The organism is Acidisphaera sp. L21, from assembly GCF_009765685.1.
Classification (GTDB): Bacteria; Pseudomonadota; Alphaproteobacteria; order Acetobacterales; family Acetobacteraceae; genus LMUY01.
Genome location: NZ_LMUY01000093.1, coordinates 1 through 16,527 on the forward strand (window position 1 = coordinate 1; position 16,527 = coordinate 16,527).

A 16,527-nucleotide genomic window follows, 5' to 3' on the forward strand; every position below is an offset into this window, starting at 1 on the left:
GCGGCAGCAGGCCGCCTTGCTCCTCGCCGAGCAACTCTGCCGGAACGTGGTCCGTCGTGCCGTGCACCCGCATATTGGCCGTATCGCGCAGCCATTTGCGCACCTCGACGTTGGCCGTCGCCGCATCCACCTTGAGACCGAGCGGGCGCAACCGGCTGTCCAGCGGAACCCAGAAACTGTGGCGCAGGTAATGGATGAAGCGTTCGACCTTGCCCTTGGTCTGCGCCCGGTAAGGGCGGCACAGCCGAGGCAGAAAGCCGTGGTGATGGGCAAAGTCGCGGAACCCCGGCTGCAGCCGGTGCTTGCCCGGGCCATACGCGTCACGGCCGATCACCACGGTGCGCATGTTGTCGTAAAGCACCTCGTGCGGCGTGCCGCCGATGAACGCAAACGCCGCCTCGTGGCACGCCATCAACGTCTCGAGCCGCTCGTCAGTGACGAACTGCACGTAGGCCGTGCGACTATAACCAAGCACCGCGACGAACACTGAAAGCGGATCGGCGCCCCGGCGGATCACCGCCCAGTCCACCTGCATCTGTCGACCAGGCTCCGTCTCGAAGCGCACAACCGGCTCGACGGGCATAACGGGCCGCAGCGCGGCGAGGTGCTCACGCAAGATGGTGATGCCACCCGTGTAGCCTCGCGCCCGCAACTCGCCCAACAGCACCGTGCCAGGTAGCCGCTCCGGATGGGCCGCGATCACACGCGCCGATACGAATGCCTTGTAGGCGTCCAGCTTGCCCGGCACCACCGGCCGCGCCGTGTAGACCGGGTTGCCCTCCCGTCTGAGGTGACGCTCGACCGTGTTGCGGGAATGGCCGGTGCGCCGGGCAATCTCCCGAACACTCAGCCCCTGCCGCTTCAATATCCGTATTCCATCACGCCCTCCGCCAGAACCACAGGTCCCTCCGGCAAAGAGCACCACTCTAACCAGGTGGCTCAGTTTTCAACCGGCGGACCGGCTCAGTTTTCCAGCGGTGGCGACACCAGCAAAGGCATGCTGATTTACTCGGCCACCAAAGGTGCCATCGCGAGCCTGACTATCTCCCTGTCGGATCGGCTTGCTCCAAAGGGTATCCGTGTCAATTGCGTTGCCCCTGGCCCAAATTGGACACCGATCCAGCCGATTGCGAAATCGCCCGACGTTCTGGAAACCCTTGGCCAGAACACGCCAATCGGCCGCGCCGGCCAGCCCGCAGAACTTGTGGGTGCCTACGTCCTCCTTGCTTCCCGGGAAGGCAGCTACATGTCAGGTGCCCTTATTCCGGTGACGGGCGGCATGCCGATGCTGTAGCTGCGGTAGGTAGTTCTTCGCGCCAGGTGGTGGCGAACGCGCATCGTGCCACGCGGGTGGCACGATTGGAGCCGCGATGACCAGCCAGCCACGTCAGTTGCCGCTGAGGATCTCGGGCTCATGCATGCTCAGAACGGGAAGGGAGACGGCCCGTCTCCCTTTTCCTGGTTTTGTCTGCGAGTTGGATTGGGTTGGCAATGTGGCGAACCCGGACCGGGATGGACTTTGCCGCGGGCGTCTTGCTGCCCTGGGCATAATGGGCCAGTGGAAGCAGCACGTTTGCCTCGGGATAGTAGGCACCCAAGCATCCCGCCGGGATGCCGTAGGGTGTCACGCGGAGACCGTCCAATTGGCGGTTGAAGCCGTCGCCAATGACCGTCTCCAGACCGACAACTTCTCCCTCCCTGAAGCCGAGCCGTTCTATGTCCGCCTGGTTCATCAAAAGCACCATCCGCGTGCCCTCTATGCCGCGGAAGCGGTCGCTGTATCCGTAGACCGTGGTGTTGAACTGGTCGTTGCTGCGTAGGGTGATCAGCCGCAGGACATCGAGGCCCATCTCCGGAGCATCCGTATCCTCCTCAAGCTGCTTGGGGACAATGAAATTGGCCTTGCCCGTCTTCGTTTTCCACACGCGCTTGCGCGCTGGCAGGTCACGGTGGAAGCCGCCCGGCTCCCACATGCGGGTCTCATAGTCGTGGAATGTCTCCGGATAGGTCTCGGCAATCGATTTCCGGATGGTGCTGTAGTCGTCGTTCCAGACCCTCCAGGGCACGTGAGGGTTCGGCTGCAGCGCGACCTTCGCCAAGCGCGTGATGAAGTCAATCTCGCTGATGAGGTGTTTGGAGGCAGGTGCCCGCACGCCGCGTGAGCCGTGGATGCAGGCGCTGCTGTCCTCCATTGAGGTGGCCTGCGGCCCTGTAGCCTGCTGGTCGACCTCAATGCGTCCTTTGACAGGCAGGATGTAGCTGATCTCGCCATGCACCAAGTGACTTCGGTTTAGCTTGGTGGCGACGTTCACGGTCAGCCGCATGCGGCGCCACGCTGGTTCCATGCGGTCGCGGTCGGGGATGGCGCGCACAAAATTACCGCCGAGCATGATGAAGGCGCGGATCTTGTCCTCCAGGATCGCCTCGCATGCCTCCACGGTGTTGTAGCCGGCCTCGCGGGGAGGCTCGAAACCGTATTGCCTGGCTAACTTGTCCATGGGGACAAGCTCCGGCTTTTCGGTGATGCCGACGGTGCGCTGGCCCTGGACGTTGGAGTGGCCCCTCACGGGGGAGATCCCCGCCCCGGGGCGGCCGATATTGCCTTTGAGCAGTAGGAGGTTGACCAGCATCTGGACGGTCTCGACCCCCGCCCGGTGCTGCGTCAGCCCCATGCCATAGATCCCAAGAACGGCCTTCGCGTGGGCGTAAGTAGTTGCCGTCCTCTCCAGGGCAAGCCGGGTCAAGCCGGAATGCCGCTCCAGCTCTGCCCAATCCTGGACCCTGAGCCAGGCTGCCAATTCTTCGAAGCCGTGCGTGTGGGTCTGGATGAACCCGTGATCGAGCACCCTGCCGTCAGAGGCATCATCCATCGCCACGACTGCCTTGCAGATCCCGGTGAGCGCCGCAAGGTCGCCGCCCGCCTTGACCTGGTTGTATTGGGAACTGATGCGCGTTTGCTCGCCGCTGAGCATCTCCACCGGGGATTGCGGGTTGGTGAACCGTTCCAGCCCACGCTCCCGCAATGGATTGTACGTGATGATGGGCACGCCGCGTTTGCTGGCCTCCTCCAGAGGATGCAGCATGCGGGGGCTGTTACTGCCGGGGTTCTGGCCGAAGAACAGGATGCAGTCGGTCGCGGCGAAATCGTCCAGGGTGACGGTGCCGACGGGCACGCCAATGCTCTGGGGCAGCGCCACGGACGTGGTTTCGTGGCACATGTTGGAGCTGTCGGGCAGATTGTTGTTGCCGTAGAGGCGGGCGAACATAGCGTAGAGGTAGCTCGCTTCGTTGGACGACCGCCCCGAGCTGTAAAAGACCACGCTCGTCTTGTCCTCGATTGCGCGCAGTTCGCGGCCAATTTCCTCGAAGGCGCTCTCCCATGACACGGGCAAGTATTTGTCCGACGCCTTGTCGTAGCGCATTGGATGGGTCAGCCGCCCAGCCTTCTCAAGGTGGTAGTCATCCCATGCAAGCATGTCCGTAACGGTGTGCTCAGCAAAGAAGGCAGGCGTGCAGCGGTGGGTGGTGATCTCCCAGGCGGTCGCCTTGGCACCGTTCTCGCAGAATTCGAACGGCAGGGGGCTGGCGGGCTTCGGCCAGGCGCAGCTGACGCATTGGAAGCCGTCGGGTTTGTTCTGGCGGGTCAGCGCCAGGGTTCCACTGGCAAGCACGCCCTCCTGACGCAGGATGTTGCCCAATGATCGGGCCGAGCCCCAGCCGCCGGACGGGCCATCATAGGGCTTGAAAGTCGGTTTGCGGCTCATGCTCGGTCTCACCCAATGCGGCAGAGCTGGAACTCATGGGAGCGCTGAGGGTTCGACCTCGGATGAGCTTATAAGGATGCTGCGTCGATGGTGAGCAAAGCCTACCTTCTGGAGAGGCCGCCGCCGCCCTTCAAGGCGAAGCGGTTTATGGACCAACGCGTGGTTCCCCTCTTGATCGATGCCGCAGGCGCGGTCGAAGGACGACTAGAGGAGCTGGCGGTCGCCGCGCGACGAGCACCGCTATGCTCCTTTGGTTTAGCCGTGGCGGTGGGTTTCGTTTTGAAGAGGTTATTCGAAGGAGCCGGAGCAAAGCGGTAGTTACTGATTGTAATCTCGCAACCCGGCAGGGCTCATCCTGCCGGGAACGGCATTTGGTGGGTCAGTTGAGGTTGAAAACGACCTTTACGCAGCCATCCAGCTTGTCGCGAAAGGTTTTGTAGAGGTCTGGCCCCTCGGCCAGGGTTGTATCGCGGTGGGTGATCAGGAAACCCGGGTCAATTGTACCGTCTTGGATAAGCTTGGTCAGCGGCTCCAGGTAACGCTTGACATGGGTTTGACCGCTTTTCATCGTCAGACCCTTCTGGACGAAGCTGCCCATGTTCACCGGAATGGGTCCGCCATAGACACCGGGCACGGACACAATGCCGCAGGGCCGGACGGCAGTAATCATCTGCTCCAGGGCATAGGGCCGCTGGGTGCTGGTTAGCTTCTGCTGCACGGCGCTAAGAACGCCCATCAGGCCGTGGCCGCCTGAGCTGGCCTCCATGCCGACACAATCAATCACCGCGTCCGGGCCCTGGCCGTCAGTAATCTCCTTGATACGTTCGATGACATCCTCGTCGCTCAGCTTGATGATGTCGGTGGCGCCTGCTTTTCGAGCCGAGCAATGCGTTCCGGCACGTCCTCGATAACGATTATCCGTCCGGCTCCCATGACGGCTGCGGACTTGATGGCGAACAAGCCAACGTGCCCGGCACCCCAAACCGCGACGGTCTCGCCGCCCTTGATTTCGCAATGCTCGGCGGCCTGCCACCCGGTCGGAAGGATGTCGGTTACCTAAGCGAAGCAAATCGCGCCCCCTGACATCGTGTGCGTCTCTCGTTCCGAGGGTGCAGCGAAGGTCGATGAGAGACTGATATGAGCCTGGCCGCGACTGACGACGCATCGACGACGCTTGGCAGGCGACGGTGATTGGCCGCTGGTGGTGCAACTCCCTTATGCGTATTCAAGGAGACAGGATCTACTGGTCGGAGCATCCAAATTGCCCAAAGCTGTGGCTATGCGGAGTTTCGAGGGGGCCACATGTCGGCGTTGCCGCGGTTTCTGGCTTTCTACGCGACGCTGTTCGCGGCATTTGGCGTGGCGTCGCCGTTTTTCCCGAGCTTGCTTCAACAGGATGGCATCGGGCCGACCCAACTTGGCGTCGTGCTTGGGGCAGGAACCGCTATTCGGCTGCTAGCTGGCCCAGTGTGCGGACGATTGGCTGACCGAACTGGCAATGTGGCTATCACGCTTGCCGGGTTCACCGCAGCTTCCGCTGTTGTTGCCTTTGGATACGCCCCCGCTCGAGGCTTTCTCCTGCTCCTCGCTATCAGTATCGTGCATGCAATCGCCTTGGCACCGCTGACCCCCCTGGCGGATGCTCTGACGCTAGGGGCGGCGGAGACGGGCAGGGGCTTTCGATACGGCTGGGTGCGGGGTACTGGGTCGGCCGCCTTCGTTGTCGGGGCGCTCGCGTCGGGTCAGGTTGTGGGCTGGGCGGGCTTGGGCGCAATAATCTGGCTAAATGGCGGCCTGCTGGTTGTCGCTGCTTGCGTAGCGTGGTTGCTGCCCAATCGAGTGGCCGGCGCGCACCGTGACAGTGTGGCCGTTGCAGCTAGGGCCTCTGCATGGTCTCTGGCTCGCATCCCGACCTTTGTGCAATTGATGGGCTTTGCCGCCATGATGGCTTTGAGGTAATCCGCTGGCGCACAGCCGGGATGTCGTCTGCCGACGTGAGTATTCTGTGGTCTCTATCGGTTGTGGCGGAAGTTGTCGTTTTCGTGGGTCTTGGACCTCGGCTAGTCGAATACCTTGGACCCCGGCTCTCATTGGTATTGGTGGCTGCCGCCGGGATTATCCGCTGGGGAACGGCTGCGCTGACAGCGTCTTTTCCACTGATGGCGCTGGTAGAACCGCTTCACGGCCTGACATTCGCTTTGCTTCACCTGACCTGCATGGACGTGATTGTGCGCGTGGTCCCAAAAGAATTGGCTGCCACCGCCCAGGCGTTCTATGCGACGGTTGCCATGGGAGCGGTCTCCGCCTTGATCACCGTTGCCTCAGGCCCTCTTTACGGATCCTTTGGGGCATCGTCCTTTTGGGGGATGGCACTTATGTGCTCTGCCGCCCTCCCTCTGGCGTGGTCGATTTTCGCAAACCAGTCCGCGTAACAGGTAGTTCGCGCCATACGCCTGTTAAGGTCCGCACTACCATCGGTCCACCAGACCGGGCCACGCTCACCCAAGGCGATTTTGGCTGCATCTGCGCGGAGACGGGCCGCCTCCCGTGCATTGGCGTCGCCAGCCCGCATCGCCACCCCTTTTTCCCGCTGGGCGGCCATCAGCTCGCGGGTCAGTGCCTGACGCTGATCCGGAGCCAACGTTGGATTGGCGCACCGCCAAAGCCGCCCGCGGACCACAAAATAGCGGCCGTCAGGTGTGACGGGGGTGCGGAATGGCATCGGAGTTGCCAGTCGTTGGGGTTTCGAGGGGCAAGGGCTAGCGACGCGGGCTCTCCATCGGATCGTGGCCCCAGTTCATCAACGAGTGGCGCCAGCGTGAGTCCTCGATATCCCCGTCCGGCCGCTGTTTCATGTGCCGATGGACGTATCCGATGACCTTCGTTATAGCGGCGTAGTCGTCATCATCGAGGTCGGCTGCCTTCTTGGCGTGCAATTCGAGGATTCGGCGGCCCATCTCATGGCCTACGGCCTCGTGGCTTCCTGGTTCGGTGACCTTCTCACCGTCATGCGTCATGCCGACGCTCTTGCTCTCGGCCTTGGCGAGCCATGTCGTCAGGGTTTCGGCGTCATGTTCACGACGTTTTTGAACTCGGCTGCAATGTCGTGGTGCTCGTCCGCTGTGTGGTCGGCCTTCTTCGATGTGGTCATGGCTCACCTCCGGCCTGCCAACGTCGAGCGTCCGCCCTAGTTTTAGCGGCCTATCGCCGCCGTGTGTTGATTTGAGGGCGGGTAAAGGGGGAAAGCAACGAAGGTGCGTTTGCTGCCGTTAAAGAGATCAGAAGCACGACGATATTCATTATGGACGACGACGCTAGCGTGTCGCGCAGGCAGGTCTTCAGCGGGGGCACCGTTGGCTTGGCCGCTGCGGTCATTGGAACAGCGGCGATCGGCACAGCCGCTGCGCAAGGTCTTCAGCCATCGACGGGGCAGCCGCTTCAGGATCCGACCTCCAAATACCCACGACCGCCATTCAAGGGACAGAGCCAGCCTTGGCCAGGGTTGGTCAGCCAAATGGATCCGCGCCCCGACCATGGTGAGACCAGCTACAAAGGGTCAGGGCGGCTCCTCGGTCGTAAGGCCCTCATAACGGGCGGCGATTCTGGGATGGGACGCGCAGCTGCCAGCGCTTACGCCAGGGAGGGTGCCGATGTGGCCATCAATTATCACCCTGACGAGGAGCCGGATGCCCAGGAGGTGATAGCCCTCATCAAGGCGGCCGGCCGCAAGGCCATCGCCATTCCAGGTGATCTTCGGGAGGAGGCGTTCTGCACGCGGCTGGTTGCCGATGCCGTTCAGGGCCTATCCGGGCTCGATATCCTAGTCAGCAATGCAGGTCGACAGCAGGCGCATGACTCAATCCTGGACATCTCGACCGAACAATTCGATTGGATGATGAAGACCAACATCTACGCGCCATTTTGGATCATCAAAGCTGCACTGCCACACATGCCGCCTGGTTCGACGATCATCGCAACCACATCGGAGCAAGCCTACGATCCGACGCCGGACCTCTATGACTATGCGCAAACCAAAGCGGCGACGATGAACTTTGTAAAGTCCCTGGCTAAACAGCTCGGCCCAAAGGGCATTCGGGTCAACGGGGTGGCTCTCGGGCCGATTTGGGCCCCGTTGCAAGTCTCAGGCGGTGCAAGCCAGGAGAAGCTCAAGAAGTTCGGTGGTATGACGCCGTTGGGCCGACCGGGGCAGCCCGGGGAGCTCGGTTCGATCTATGTTCAGCTTGCTGCCGCTGACGCGAGCTTTGCCACAGGGCAGGTCTATGGAGCGGCTGGCGGCAGCGGACAACCGTAGGCCCACCTACATCTTTTGACAGGTTGTTGCTACCCTCGGCGGTGCTGCGCAATATCCCGTCGCACCACCGAGGGAATGCCATGCTGCATCGCCCCATAGAAACCGTTGACTGTTAAACACGCATGCGGAACGTGTGACGCCAGCCGAACTCCAGAGACTCGTATCGAGCCGCTACGGCTAGCCTGGAAAAAACCGTATCCTGCTCCAAGACAGGAAAGGCTATCGCGGATTTCCCGTTGTTTGGACGATCAGATCGGTTCGCGTCAGCGGGTCCAGATTGCCGAGGGCGAGGAGGACGATCAACCAGAACAGCCCCGCTGCCCCAAATATATGCATCAGCGGCGAGCCGCGGCGGATGCGCATAAAGGCGATGACGACGATGGCCGCTTGCGCCATGCCGAACAGGGATGCCGTGGCTGGTAAGTGCAGCAGCAAAGCGCTGCCCAGTTCCAGGGCGAGCAACACCAACAGCCCGATCCATGCGACGAGGAGAGGCGGCCAGCCGCTCATAGGGCAGCCAGATAGATCAGCGGGTAGAGCGTCAGCCACACGACGTCGACGAAGCTCCAATACAGGCCGACCACCTCAACCGGGGTGCTCCATGCCCGGCTGAAATCGCCGCGGCGGGCGCGCCAAGCGATCCACAGCACCAGCCCGATGCCGATGATCATGTGCAGCGCATGCAGGACCGTTGCGACGTAGTAGAACACGTAGAAGATTTGGGCGCCGCCGCTATCTGGGCCGGTGAGGCTGAAATGGGCGCCGGGCACTAGGCCGTCGCCGACATCTTTGAACCACTCGACGCCCTTCAGCAGCAGGAAGACGACGCCCAGCCCGATTGTGGCAAAGCAGGCCTGGATCAGGCGCCGGGGTTCACCGCGTTCGATCGCGAGTAGCCCGGCGGTGAAGGTGAAGCTACTGGTCAGCAGCACGGCCGTATTGATCGAGCCGATCAATAGATTGGCGTGCTGGGTTGCCAGGCGGAAACCGGCGGGATGCTGATAGCAGCAATACACCCACACGAAGACCAGCGCGCCGAAGAACAGGATTTCCTGTGCGAGGAACAGCCACATGCCGGACATGGCGGATTCTGCCTGGTGCTCGGCGCTGGAATACTGAAAGTGCATGTGTGCCTCAGGCGGCACGGGTGCGGTCCTCCGGGCGGGGATAATTATACGGCGGTTCGGTCACGATGGGGATGATTGGAAAGTTCTCGGTCCGCGGGGGCGATTGGGTTTTCCATTCGAGGCCCGTCGCGTGCCACGGGTTGCTGGGGGAGCGGGCGCCGTGCCGCAGCGAGTAGCCGAGATAGAAGACCGGCATCAGGTAGGCCACCGCCAGGATGGTCGAGCCGGCGGATGACAGCACGTTCAGCACCTGGAATTCCGGCGGGTAGGCCGCGTAGCGCCGGGGCATGCCGAGGTAGCCGAGGATGAACTGGGGGAAGAAGGTGAGATTGAAGCCAAAAAAGATCAGGAAAGCTGCTGCCCGGGCCCACATTTCCGGATAGAGCCGCCCGGTGATCTTCGGCCACCAGTAATGCAATCCGGCGAAGAAGGCCGACACCATGCCGCCGACCATGATGTAGTGGAAATGCGCCACCACGAAATAGGTCTGGGTCAAATGGACGTCCGCGCCTAGCGCAGCGACGAACAGCCCGGTGAGGCCGCCGATGGTGAACAGGCCCAGAAACCCCAGCGCATACAGCATCGGGGCGTCGAACTTGATGTATCCCTTGTGCAATGTGCCGAGCCAGTTGAACACCTTGATCGCCGATGGGACGGAAACCATGAAGCTCAGCAGGGAGAACGTGATCGCGGAATAGACCGAGGTGCCCGCGACGAACATGTGGTGGCCCCACACGAAGAAGCTGATGACGGCAATGGCGACCGAGGACCAGGCGATGAATTTGTAGCCGAAGATGCCCTTCTGGCTGAAGGTGGTCAGCACCTCGCTCATCACGCCGAAGCCGGGCAGGATCATGATGTAGACGGCCGGGTGCGAGTAGAACCAGAACAGATGTTGGAACAGCAACGGGTCGCCGCCGAGCCGTTGGTCGAAGATACCGACGTGGAACACCGTTTCAAACCCCAGCAGGATCAGCGTCATCGCCAGGACTGGGGTGGCCAGCACATAGATCACGCTGGTGGCGTAGAGCGACCACAGCATGAGCGGCATACGATACCACCCCATGCCCGGCGCCCGTAGCCGGTGGATGGAGACAATGAAGTTGACCCCGGTCGCGATCGACGAGAAGCCGGAAATGAAGATGCCGATGGCGACAGCGACGACGTGGCCCTTGGTGTAGTCGGTCGACAACGGCGTGTAGAACGTCCAGCCGGTATCCAGCCCGCCCGCAAACAGCGAATAGGTGGCGAACAGCCCGCCGGTCATGAACAGATACCAGCTGACGAGGTTGAGTTTTGGAAACGCCAGATCGCGTGCACCCAGCATCAGGGGCACGATGAAATTGCCCAGGGTGACCGGGATGGCGGGCACCAGGAAGAACCACACCATCACCACGCCATGCATGGTGAACAGCCGATTGTACATCTCGTGTGAGACGATGGCGCCGGTGGGCGTCAGCAAATTGATCCGCATCAACGCCGCGGCGATCCCGCCCAGGAAGAAGAAGCCGGTGATGGAGGCGAAGTACAGCAGTGCGATGCGCTTGTGGTCGGTCGTCAGCAACCACGAGCCGATCGTGTTCTCCTCCGTCAGATAGCTCACGCGAGGGGTATCGACGGTGACGCTCATGAGGGGCCCTCTGCGGCGAGTGATTTGATGAAGGCGATGAGCTTGATCAGATCATCCTCGCCGATCTGGCCGGAGAAGGACGGCATGACCGGGGCGTAGCTCGCGACGATCTGGTCCGCTGGCAGCAGGATGCTATCGCGGATGTATTTGTCGTCGGCGAAGACGGTGGTGCCGTCGGCTAGCGGCACCGGGCTGCCGTATAGGCCGTTCAGGCTGGGGGCCCGCACCGTGCCGCCGCCGCCGGTTGGGCCAGCCTGGTGACAGCCGCTGCAGCCGTAGCGGGTGAACAGATCGCGACCTGCCGCGACCAGCGTGTCGGACCCGCCATTCTGCGTCAGCCATCGCGCGTAATCGGCCTGCTGCATGGCCACGACCTCGCCGATCATCGCGGCGTGGTCGGTGCCGCAGAACTGGGTGCAGAACAAATGGTAGCTGCCGGGCGTTTGGGCGTTGAACCACAGCTGCTCGTAACGGCCGGGCAGCACGTCGTGCTTGATGCGGAAGGCGGGGATGGAGAAATCGTGGATCACGTCCTCCGACGTCATGATCAATTGGACTGGGCGACCCACCGGGACGTGCAGGGCGTTGATCTCGCGCTGGCCGCCTTCGTGTTCGACCTTCCACATCCATTGCTTACCGACGACGTAGATCTTCAGCGCGTTTCCCGGCGCGGTGTAGAGTCGCACGTATAAATCGGCACCCCAGACGAACAGGGCGAAGAAGACGACCAAAGTGGCGACGGTCCAGCCGATCTCGATCCGCCAGGATTTCTGGCCGATGGCGCCGCGGTCTTCCGTGTTTCCGGCGCGGTAGCGGATGGCGTAGGTCCAGATGAGGCCGAAGACAAGCGCCAGTACTGCCAGCGACATCAGCAGCAGCCCGGCGAGTAGCGCATCGACCTCGGCCGAATGCACCGAGGCACTGGTCAATGTCAGCGTCATGCCGGGCGCCCGCCGCCGTGGAGGTGTAGAACCAGCAGCAGGCCGGCGATGGTGATGACCGTCAGCACGGCGGTGAGCCGCAGGATCTTCAGGATGGCCAGGGAGTAGCGGCCCGTGCTGGGGTCGAAATGGAAGCACAACAGCAACACCGGGGAGGCGGCGGCGGCCACCGTGCCATCCCGCGCCCGTAGCAGGGCGCCGCGGAGCTCGACCGCCGGGTAGCCGACACCGAGGGCATAGGACGACACGGTTCCCTCGGGCGTGAGGATCACCATGCCGGTCGGGTGCAGGAACTGGCGGAGATTCGGGTCCCACCGGTTGCGGAAGCCGACGGCCTGGGCGAGCGGGGTGGTGTCGCCGGTGAGGAAGTGCCAGCCGGTGTCGGCGCCGGGCACGAGGTAGCGGGCCAGATCGTCCGTGCGCGCGGCCGCGGCGTCGGGCGGCCCCTCATGCGGGTCAATGCTGATGTCGAGCACGCTGTAGTCACCCGGCGTCGCCAGTCCGGTATGGGCCAGGGCGTTCAGCGCATCATCCCGCACCACGCCGCACAGGCTGGGGCAGTGGAAGTAGCCTAGGAGAAGCACGCTGGGTTTGCCGTTCAGCAGACTGGCCAGGGTGACGATGTGGCCGGCGTGGTCGGTGAACTTTGCGTCCAGCGGTACCGTTGCGCCGGGGCGCTGGTCGAATTCGATGCCGGAAATGTCGGGCGGGGCTGCGCGGCAGGGCAGGGCCGCAAGCAGCATCAGGGCGAGAACCCACCTCATCGGGTGGGCCAGTCGGCGATGCCGGCGTTGGCCAGCCGGCGCATGGCGTCGGCTATCGGCTGGTGCGCCGTCCCGGTTGTCCGGTCGACCCACCACACACCATTAAGCTGGGTCAACTGTTCGGCTCGGAAGCGGCGCATGTCGCCTTCAGGGTCTGCCTGCAGGGCAGGGGCGGGGTAGTTGGGGAGGGCGGCGGTGCGGACGACGTGCGGGTCGCGGGCGCCGGGATACAGCCAGCCTGTCAGGCCGCCCAGCAGCACCAACACGGCCAATACGCCAGCCCCGCCGATCAGCATCGGGCGCAGGGTGATATCGGCGGTCTCGTGCTGGGCAGCGGGCAGGTTCTCGGGCTCAGACATGCCGGGCCACCATCACCGCGTCGCGCCGCCGTAGGGCGAGGTATGCGGAGCAGCCCACGATGGCGAGCAACGCCGCGGCGTCGATCCAAGACGGGCTGCGCGGGGCGGTCGGCAGCACCAGCCACCAGGCGCGCAAGCCCTCCATCGCCAGCAGCAGCGCCGACACCCCCACTGACACACGGCGGCTACGCTGCCGGGACAGCAGCAGCCCGAAGGGCAGCAGGAAATGCCCGATCGCAACCGCCAATGCCACGCCGCCCCACAATCCGACTGACCGCACCACGTACCACGGCGCATCGCTGGCGAGGTCAGATTGCCAGACGATCAGCAACTGCATGAAGTCGAGGTAGGTCCACAGCACCACGGTGCCGAGCAGCAGCCGGGCCAGGTCCGGCAAAACGGCTTCCTCCGCGGTGGCGGCTGCGCCGAGGATGCCGACCGACAGCGCCGTTAGCCCCGTCCCGGCAAGCGCAATCAGGCCGTAGATGCTGGAGTTGAACTTGGGGTCGAGCGACATGGTGAGGTCGATCGTCGCGAAGGTGAAGGTCACGGCCAGCAGCAGCAGCCCGGCCGGGGCCATGGCCGCCAGGCTGCGCGGGCGGAGCACCAGCCAGAAAAGGCCGAACCAACTCACCAGATAGACCAGCAGGCGCCCGGCGGCGAAGGGCAGGTTGAGGTAGAACGCATTATACAGCGCTGGGCCGGGCCGGGCCCACGGGTAGAGAAAGCTGGTCAACAGCAGGATGGGCACCAACGCCGGCAAGAGTAGCGGCAGCGTGGCTACGCCCGCGCGCAAACACGGCGCGATCGCATCGCCCCAACGGCCGCCGGTCAAGGCATGGATCATAAGTAGCGCCATGCTGCCGATCGGCCAGGCCAGCCAACAACTCACCGCTGCGACCCAGCCAAGCGCAAAGGTCGCTGGATCGAGCGCCCAGCCGAGCCCACACAAGACCAGTCCGATCGAGCCCACAATCCCAGCCCGGCGCGCGGTCATGGCGTGCTGGCCAAGACGGCGCGTTGTGCTGGCGTCAGATCCGTTTCCTTCGCCTGCTCACTGAGCTGCAAGGCGCGGATATAGGCGGCGATGGCCCAACGATCGGGCGGCGGGACCCGTTGTGCGAAGGAGTACATTGCGCCGTAGCCGTTGGTCATCACGTCGTAGAAATGCGCTGTGTTCGCCTCGCGCAGGCGGTCGATATGGTACGATGGCGGGGGTGAGAAGCCGCGCTGCACCACCATGCCGTGGCCGTCGCCCAGTTCCGAATGGCAGGGCACGCAGAATTGCTGATAGCGGTTCTGTCCGCGTTCGATTAGCGCCAAGGTGAGCGGCGGCGCCTTGGTCGGCTTTTCGGCAAATTGCACGGTGCCGGAGGGGGTCTGCGCCGGGTCGGCGGTGCGGGGATCGCCGGCATTGCGCTCATACGGGTTGCGTTTGGCCTGGTGGTTCATGTCGTCGCACCCGGCTAACACCAGAAGCGACAGGAGGAGCGCCCGCTTCACTCTGGCAGCGCCTCGACAGAGGTTGGCCGCAGATCCTCGAGCAGCGCGGGCGCCTTGCGAGTGTCGCCGCGGATGGCGACGAACCATCCGTCCCGCGTGGCGGCGTCGAAGCCGGCACCTTCATCGACCGGGTCGTAGAGATGCGGCAGACGGTTGATGGCGAAATAGGCCAGAAACCCCGCCCCGATCGCAAACAGGACGCCGGTTTCGAAGGCGCACGGCACGTAGGACGGCCAGGCCAGATTCGGCCGCCCGCCGACGTCCAACTTGTAGCCGAGGGTCGTCGCATAGGCCTGCATCGCGAAGGAGCCGAAGGCACCGAGCAGGCCGAAGAGGAGCATCAGCAACGGGATGGGTGAGCGGTCCGCCTCGTCCGGCGGCATCGGCGAATAGGTCTCCGCAGCCAGCCCGGCGTCCCGCAATGTGCGGAAGGCGTGCACCATCGCGTCCCGGTCGGCGAAGGAGACGAGGATCATCGCGCCCGTTCCTCGATCAACTCCCGCATCTCGAACATCGATACCATGGGGAACAAGCGGATGAACAGCAGGAACCCAGTCGCGAACAGTCCGATGGTGCCGGCGAATAGCGAATAGTCCCAGAAGGACGGGTGATAGATGCCCCAGGCGGAGGGCAGTTCGGTATGGCCCAGGCTTACCACAACGATGCCGAAGCGTTCGAACCACATGCCGACGATCGCGCTGAAGCTGACCAGCAGAACCATGATCTGGTTCATGCGAAACGCCTGCCACCAGAAGAGCTGGGGCACGGCGCAGTTCAGCAGCAGGGTCAAGTAGTAGACGGGGGCATGCACGCCGGTCAGGCGGTCATGAAACCAGCTCAGTTCGGCTTTGTCCCCACCGTAATAGGTGGAAAACGCGTCCATCATATAGGCGTAGGCTACGCACAGACTGCTCACCAAAAGCAGCTTGCACAACACGTCAATATGGCGGCCGGTGACGAAGGGCTCGAACCGGAACAGCCGGCGCAGCGGCAACACCAGGATCAGCACGGCGGCGAAGCCCGACAGGATGGCGCCGAAGACGAAGAAGGGCGGGAATTGCGTCGAGTGCCAGCCCGGCGTCTCACCGCCAGCGAAGTCGAGGCCCACAACGCTGTGCACGGACACGACCAGGGGCGCCATGATGGCCGCCATGGTGGCGTAGGTGGAGCGGTAATGCCGCCATTGCGTGCCCGAACCACGAAAGCCCAGCGCAAGCGAGCCGTAGGCCACCTGCGCGAACCGGCCCTGCGCCCGGTCCCGCATCGTGGCCAGATCCGGCAGGATGCCGATATACCAGAACAGGATGGAGGAAATGACGTAGGTCAGGATCGCGATGAAGTCCCATAGCAGGGGGCTCTTGAACTGCGGCCACAGCTTCATCGTGTTGGGGTAGGGGAAGAGCCAGTAGAAGTACCACGGCCTTCCCAGATGCAGGATCGGGTAGATGCCGGCGCAGATGGCGGTGAACAGGGTCATCGTCTCGGCAATGCGGGAGAGCGAGGTTCGCCAATCGGCCCGTAGTAGGAAGAACAGCGACGAGATGAACGTGCCGCCCGAGGCTATTCCGATCCACCAGACGTAGTTGATCAGCTCGAAGCCCCAGACAGTGGGCCAGTTATTGCCCCAGGCCTGCACACCGCTGAACAGCAGCCAGCCGACGGCGATCACGCCTAGCCCGAGCAGCGCCAGGCTCGGTGCCAAGGCAATCCACCACCAGATCGGGGTGTCCTGCCGCAATACGGCGCCGCAAACCGTGTCGGTCATGCTGCCTGCGGTTTGCGCCGGGTCGACCACGGGGTCGCGCGGATCGGGGCCGGCGGCGGCGGCGTGGCCGAACGCTAGGCTCACGATGGGATCTTCATGATGGCAAGGTGGGGTTGGCGTTACGGACTCGCGCCTCGTAGGTGACGCGGGGATTGGTACGGCGGTCCTCCAGTAGGGCGTAGTCGAGCGGGCTCTGCTTGCGCTGGGCGACCAGGCTGGCGGGATCGGCGATGTCGCCGAAGGTGAAAGCCTGGGTGGGGCAGGCGGCCTGGCAGGCGGTGGTGACGACTTCCGGCGTGCCGTCCTTGTCGTGGCCAATGCGCGCCTCGGCGATCCGTTGGACGCAGAAGCTGCATTTCTCC

The 16,527-nt window shown here is 63.4% G+C and carries 18 protein-coding genes and 1 pseudogene; 4 read left to right on the top strand and 15 right to left on the bottom strand.

The features are described from left to right. Window positions 1-874 (bottom strand): IS21 family transposase (gene istA, locus GSQ76_RS18460; RefSeq protein WP_254070506.1); only part of this gene is annotated, 874 nt, incomplete at its 3' end. On the opposite strand from istA, the gene GSQ76_RS31225 reads away from it, so the two are divergent. Then, window positions 791-1,294, top strand: coding sequence for an SDR family oxidoreductase (locus tag GSQ76_RS31225; protein WP_254070490.1), 504 nt, complete (start codon window positions 791-793; stop codon window positions 1,292-1,294). The two genes, istA and GSQ76_RS31225, sit on opposite strands and share 84 nt — an antisense overlap. Before the next feature lie 118 nt (window positions 1,295-1,412). On the opposite strand, the gene GSQ76_RS18470 is transcribed toward GSQ76_RS31225, so the two are convergent. Together GSQ76_RS18470 and GSQ76_RS18475 are read right to left on the bottom strand one after the other, a co-directional pair. Then, window positions 1,413-3,764 (bottom strand): FdhF/YdeP family oxidoreductase, encoded by a 2,352-nt coding sequence (locus GSQ76_RS18470; protein WP_158745614.1) that lies wholly within the window; start codon window positions 3,762-3,764, stop codon window positions 1,413-1,415. 379 nt (window positions 3,765-4,143) lie between these two features. Next, window positions 4,144-4,779, bottom strand: coding sequence for a zinc-binding dehydrogenase (locus GSQ76_RS18475; RefSeq protein WP_216851140.1), 636 nt, complete (start codon window positions 4,777-4,779; stop codon window positions 4,144-4,146). Window positions 4,780-5,066: 287 nt separating this feature from the next. Here GSQ76_RS18475 and GSQ76_RS18480 point away from each other — a divergent pair, with 287 nt between their 5' ends. Then, entirely contained in the window at window positions 5,067-5,723 is a 657-nt protein-coding gene (locus tag GSQ76_RS18480) for an MFS transporter (RefSeq protein WP_158745615.1), read from the top strand. 20 nt (window positions 5,724-5,743) lie between these two features. Continuing rightward, entirely contained in the window at window positions 5,744-6,196 is a 453-nt protein-coding gene (locus GSQ76_RS32780) for an MFS transporter (RefSeq protein WP_158745616.1), read from the top strand. 327 nt (window positions 6,197-6,523) lie between these two features. On the opposite strand, the gene GSQ76_RS18490 is transcribed toward GSQ76_RS32780, so the two are convergent. Beyond that, a complete protein-coding gene (locus tag GSQ76_RS18490) occupies window positions 6,524-6,922 on the bottom strand; it encodes a DUF3140 domain-containing protein (RefSeq protein ID WP_254070491.1) in 399 nt (132 codons plus the stop codon). A gap of 143 nt (window positions 6,923-7,065) precedes the next feature. Here GSQ76_RS18490 and GSQ76_RS18495 point away from each other — a divergent pair, with 143 nt between their 5' ends. After that, window positions 7,066-8,076: an SDR family oxidoreductase gene (locus GSQ76_RS18495; RefSeq protein ID WP_158745617.1), complete on the top strand. Its 1,011-nt coding sequence runs from the start codon at window positions 7,066-7,068 to the stop codon at window positions 8,074-8,076. 219 nt (window positions 8,077-8,295) lie between these two features. On the opposite strand, the gene GSQ76_RS18500 is transcribed toward GSQ76_RS18495, so the two are convergent. From GSQ76_RS18500 to GSQ76_RS31950, 11 genes and pseudogenes are all read right to left on the bottom strand, one after another. Then, window positions 8,296-8,586, bottom strand: coding sequence for a hypothetical protein (locus tag GSQ76_RS18500; protein ID WP_158745618.1), 291 nt, complete (start codon window positions 8,584-8,586; stop codon window positions 8,296-8,298). Continuing rightward, the gene (locus GSQ76_RS18505) at window positions 8,583-9,203 is read right to left on the bottom strand and encodes a cytochrome c oxidase subunit 3 (protein WP_158745717.1); all 621 of its coding nucleotides are present in this window, start codon (window positions 9,201-9,203) and stop codon (window positions 8,583-8,585) included. The genes GSQ76_RS18500 and GSQ76_RS18505 overlap by 4 nt, the downstream gene beginning before the upstream one ends. Window positions 9,204-9,210: 7 nt before the next feature. Beyond that, window positions 9,211-10,833 carry a cbb3-type cytochrome c oxidase subunit I gene (locus GSQ76_RS18510; RefSeq protein WP_158745619.1) on the bottom strand — a complete coding sequence of 541 codons (1,623 nt, stop codon included), beginning with the start codon at window positions 10,831-10,833 and terminating at the stop codon, window positions 9,211-9,213. Continuing rightward, window positions 10,830-11,774, bottom strand: a complete 945-nt coding sequence (gene coxB / locus GSQ76_RS18515; protein ID WP_158745620.1) for a cytochrome c oxidase subunit II — start codon at window positions 11,772-11,774, stop codon at window positions 10,830-10,832. Before coxB ends, GSQ76_RS18510 begins: the two co-directional genes overlap by 4 nt. Then, complete coding sequence (locus GSQ76_RS18520; RefSeq protein ID WP_158745621.1) at window positions 11,771-12,538, bottom strand: SCO family protein; 768 nt, start codon at window positions 12,536-12,538, stop codon at window positions 11,771-11,773. Before GSQ76_RS18520 ends, coxB begins: the two co-directional genes overlap by 4 nt. Then, on the bottom strand, window positions 12,535-12,897 hold the full coding sequence (locus GSQ76_RS18525) for a hypothetical protein (RefSeq protein WP_254070492.1): 363 nt from the start codon (window positions 12,895-12,897) through the stop codon (window positions 12,535-12,537). The genes GSQ76_RS18520 and GSQ76_RS18525 overlap by 4 nt, the downstream gene beginning before the upstream one ends. After that, complete coding sequence (locus GSQ76_RS18530; RefSeq protein WP_158745622.1) at window positions 12,890-13,894, bottom strand: hypothetical protein; 1,005 nt, start codon at window positions 13,892-13,894, stop codon at window positions 12,890-12,892. Before GSQ76_RS18530 ends, GSQ76_RS18525 begins: the two co-directional genes overlap by 8 nt. Then, complete coding sequence (locus tag GSQ76_RS18535) at window positions 13,891-14,400, bottom strand: cytochrome c (RefSeq protein WP_254070493.1); 510 nt, start codon at window positions 14,398-14,400, stop codon at window positions 13,891-13,893. The genes GSQ76_RS18530 and GSQ76_RS18535 overlap by 4 nt, the downstream gene beginning before the upstream one ends. Beyond that, complete coding sequence (locus tag GSQ76_RS18540; protein ID WP_158745624.1) at window positions 14,397-14,876, bottom strand: DUF3341 domain-containing protein; 480 nt, start codon at window positions 14,874-14,876, stop codon at window positions 14,397-14,399. The genes GSQ76_RS18535 and GSQ76_RS18540 overlap by 4 nt, the downstream gene beginning before the upstream one ends. Further along, a complete protein-coding gene (gene nrfD, locus GSQ76_RS18545; protein WP_254070494.1) occupies window positions 14,873-16,249 on the bottom strand; it encodes an NrfD/PsrC family molybdoenzyme membrane anchor subunit in 1,377 nt (458 codons plus the stop codon). The genes GSQ76_RS18540 and nrfD overlap by 4 nt, the downstream gene beginning before the upstream one ends. A gap of 10 nt (window positions 16,250-16,259) precedes the next feature. Then, window positions 16,260-16,527: pseudogene (locus GSQ76_RS31950) on the bottom strand (hypothetical protein); the annotation flags it as partial.

Coding starts and splice junctions, on each gene's coding strand:
- GSQ76_RS18470 (WP_158745614.1), bottom strand. CDS start 3,764: ATGAGCCGCAAACCGACTTTCAAGCCCTATGATGGCCCGTCCGGCGGC.
- GSQ76_RS18480 (WP_158745615.1), top strand. CDS start 5,067: ATGTCGGCGTTGCCGCGGTTTCTGGCTTTCTACGCGACGCTGTTCGCG.
- GSQ76_RS32780 (WP_158745616.1), top strand. CDS start 5,744: ATGTCGTCTGCCGACGTGAGTATTCTGTGGTCTCTATCGGTTGTGGCG.
- GSQ76_RS18495 (WP_158745617.1), top strand. CDS start 7,066: ATGGACGACGACGCTAGCGTGTCGCGCAGGCAGGTCTTCAGCGGGGGC.
- GSQ76_RS18500 (WP_158745618.1), bottom strand. CDS start 8,586: ATGAGCGGCTGGCCGCCTCTCCTCGTCGCATGGATCGGGCTGTTGGTG.
- GSQ76_RS18505 (WP_158745717.1), bottom strand. CDS start 9,203: ATGCACTTTCAGTATTCCAGCGCCGAGCACCAGGCAGAATCCGCCATG.
- GSQ76_RS18510 (WP_158745619.1), bottom strand. CDS start 10,833: ATGAGCGTCACCGTCGATACCCCTCGCGTGAGCTATCTGACGGAGGAG.
- coxB (WP_158745620.1), bottom strand. CDS start 11,774: ATGACGCTGACATTGACCAGTGCCTCGGTGCATTCGGCCGAGGTCGAT.
- GSQ76_RS18520 (WP_158745621.1), bottom strand. CDS start 12,538: ATGAGGTGGGTTCTCGCCCTGATGCTGCTTGCGGCCCTGCCCTGCCGC.
- GSQ76_RS18525 (WP_254070492.1), bottom strand. CDS start 12,897: ATGTCTGAGCCCGAGAACCTGCCCGCTGCCCAGCACGAGACCGCCGAT.
- GSQ76_RS18530 (WP_158745622.1), bottom strand. CDS start 13,894: ATGACCGCGCGCCGGGCTGGGATTGTGGGCTCGATCGGACTGGTCTTG.
- GSQ76_RS18540 (WP_158745624.1), bottom strand. CDS start 14,876: ATGATCCTCGTCTCCTTCGCCGACCGGGACGCGATGGTGCACGCCTTC.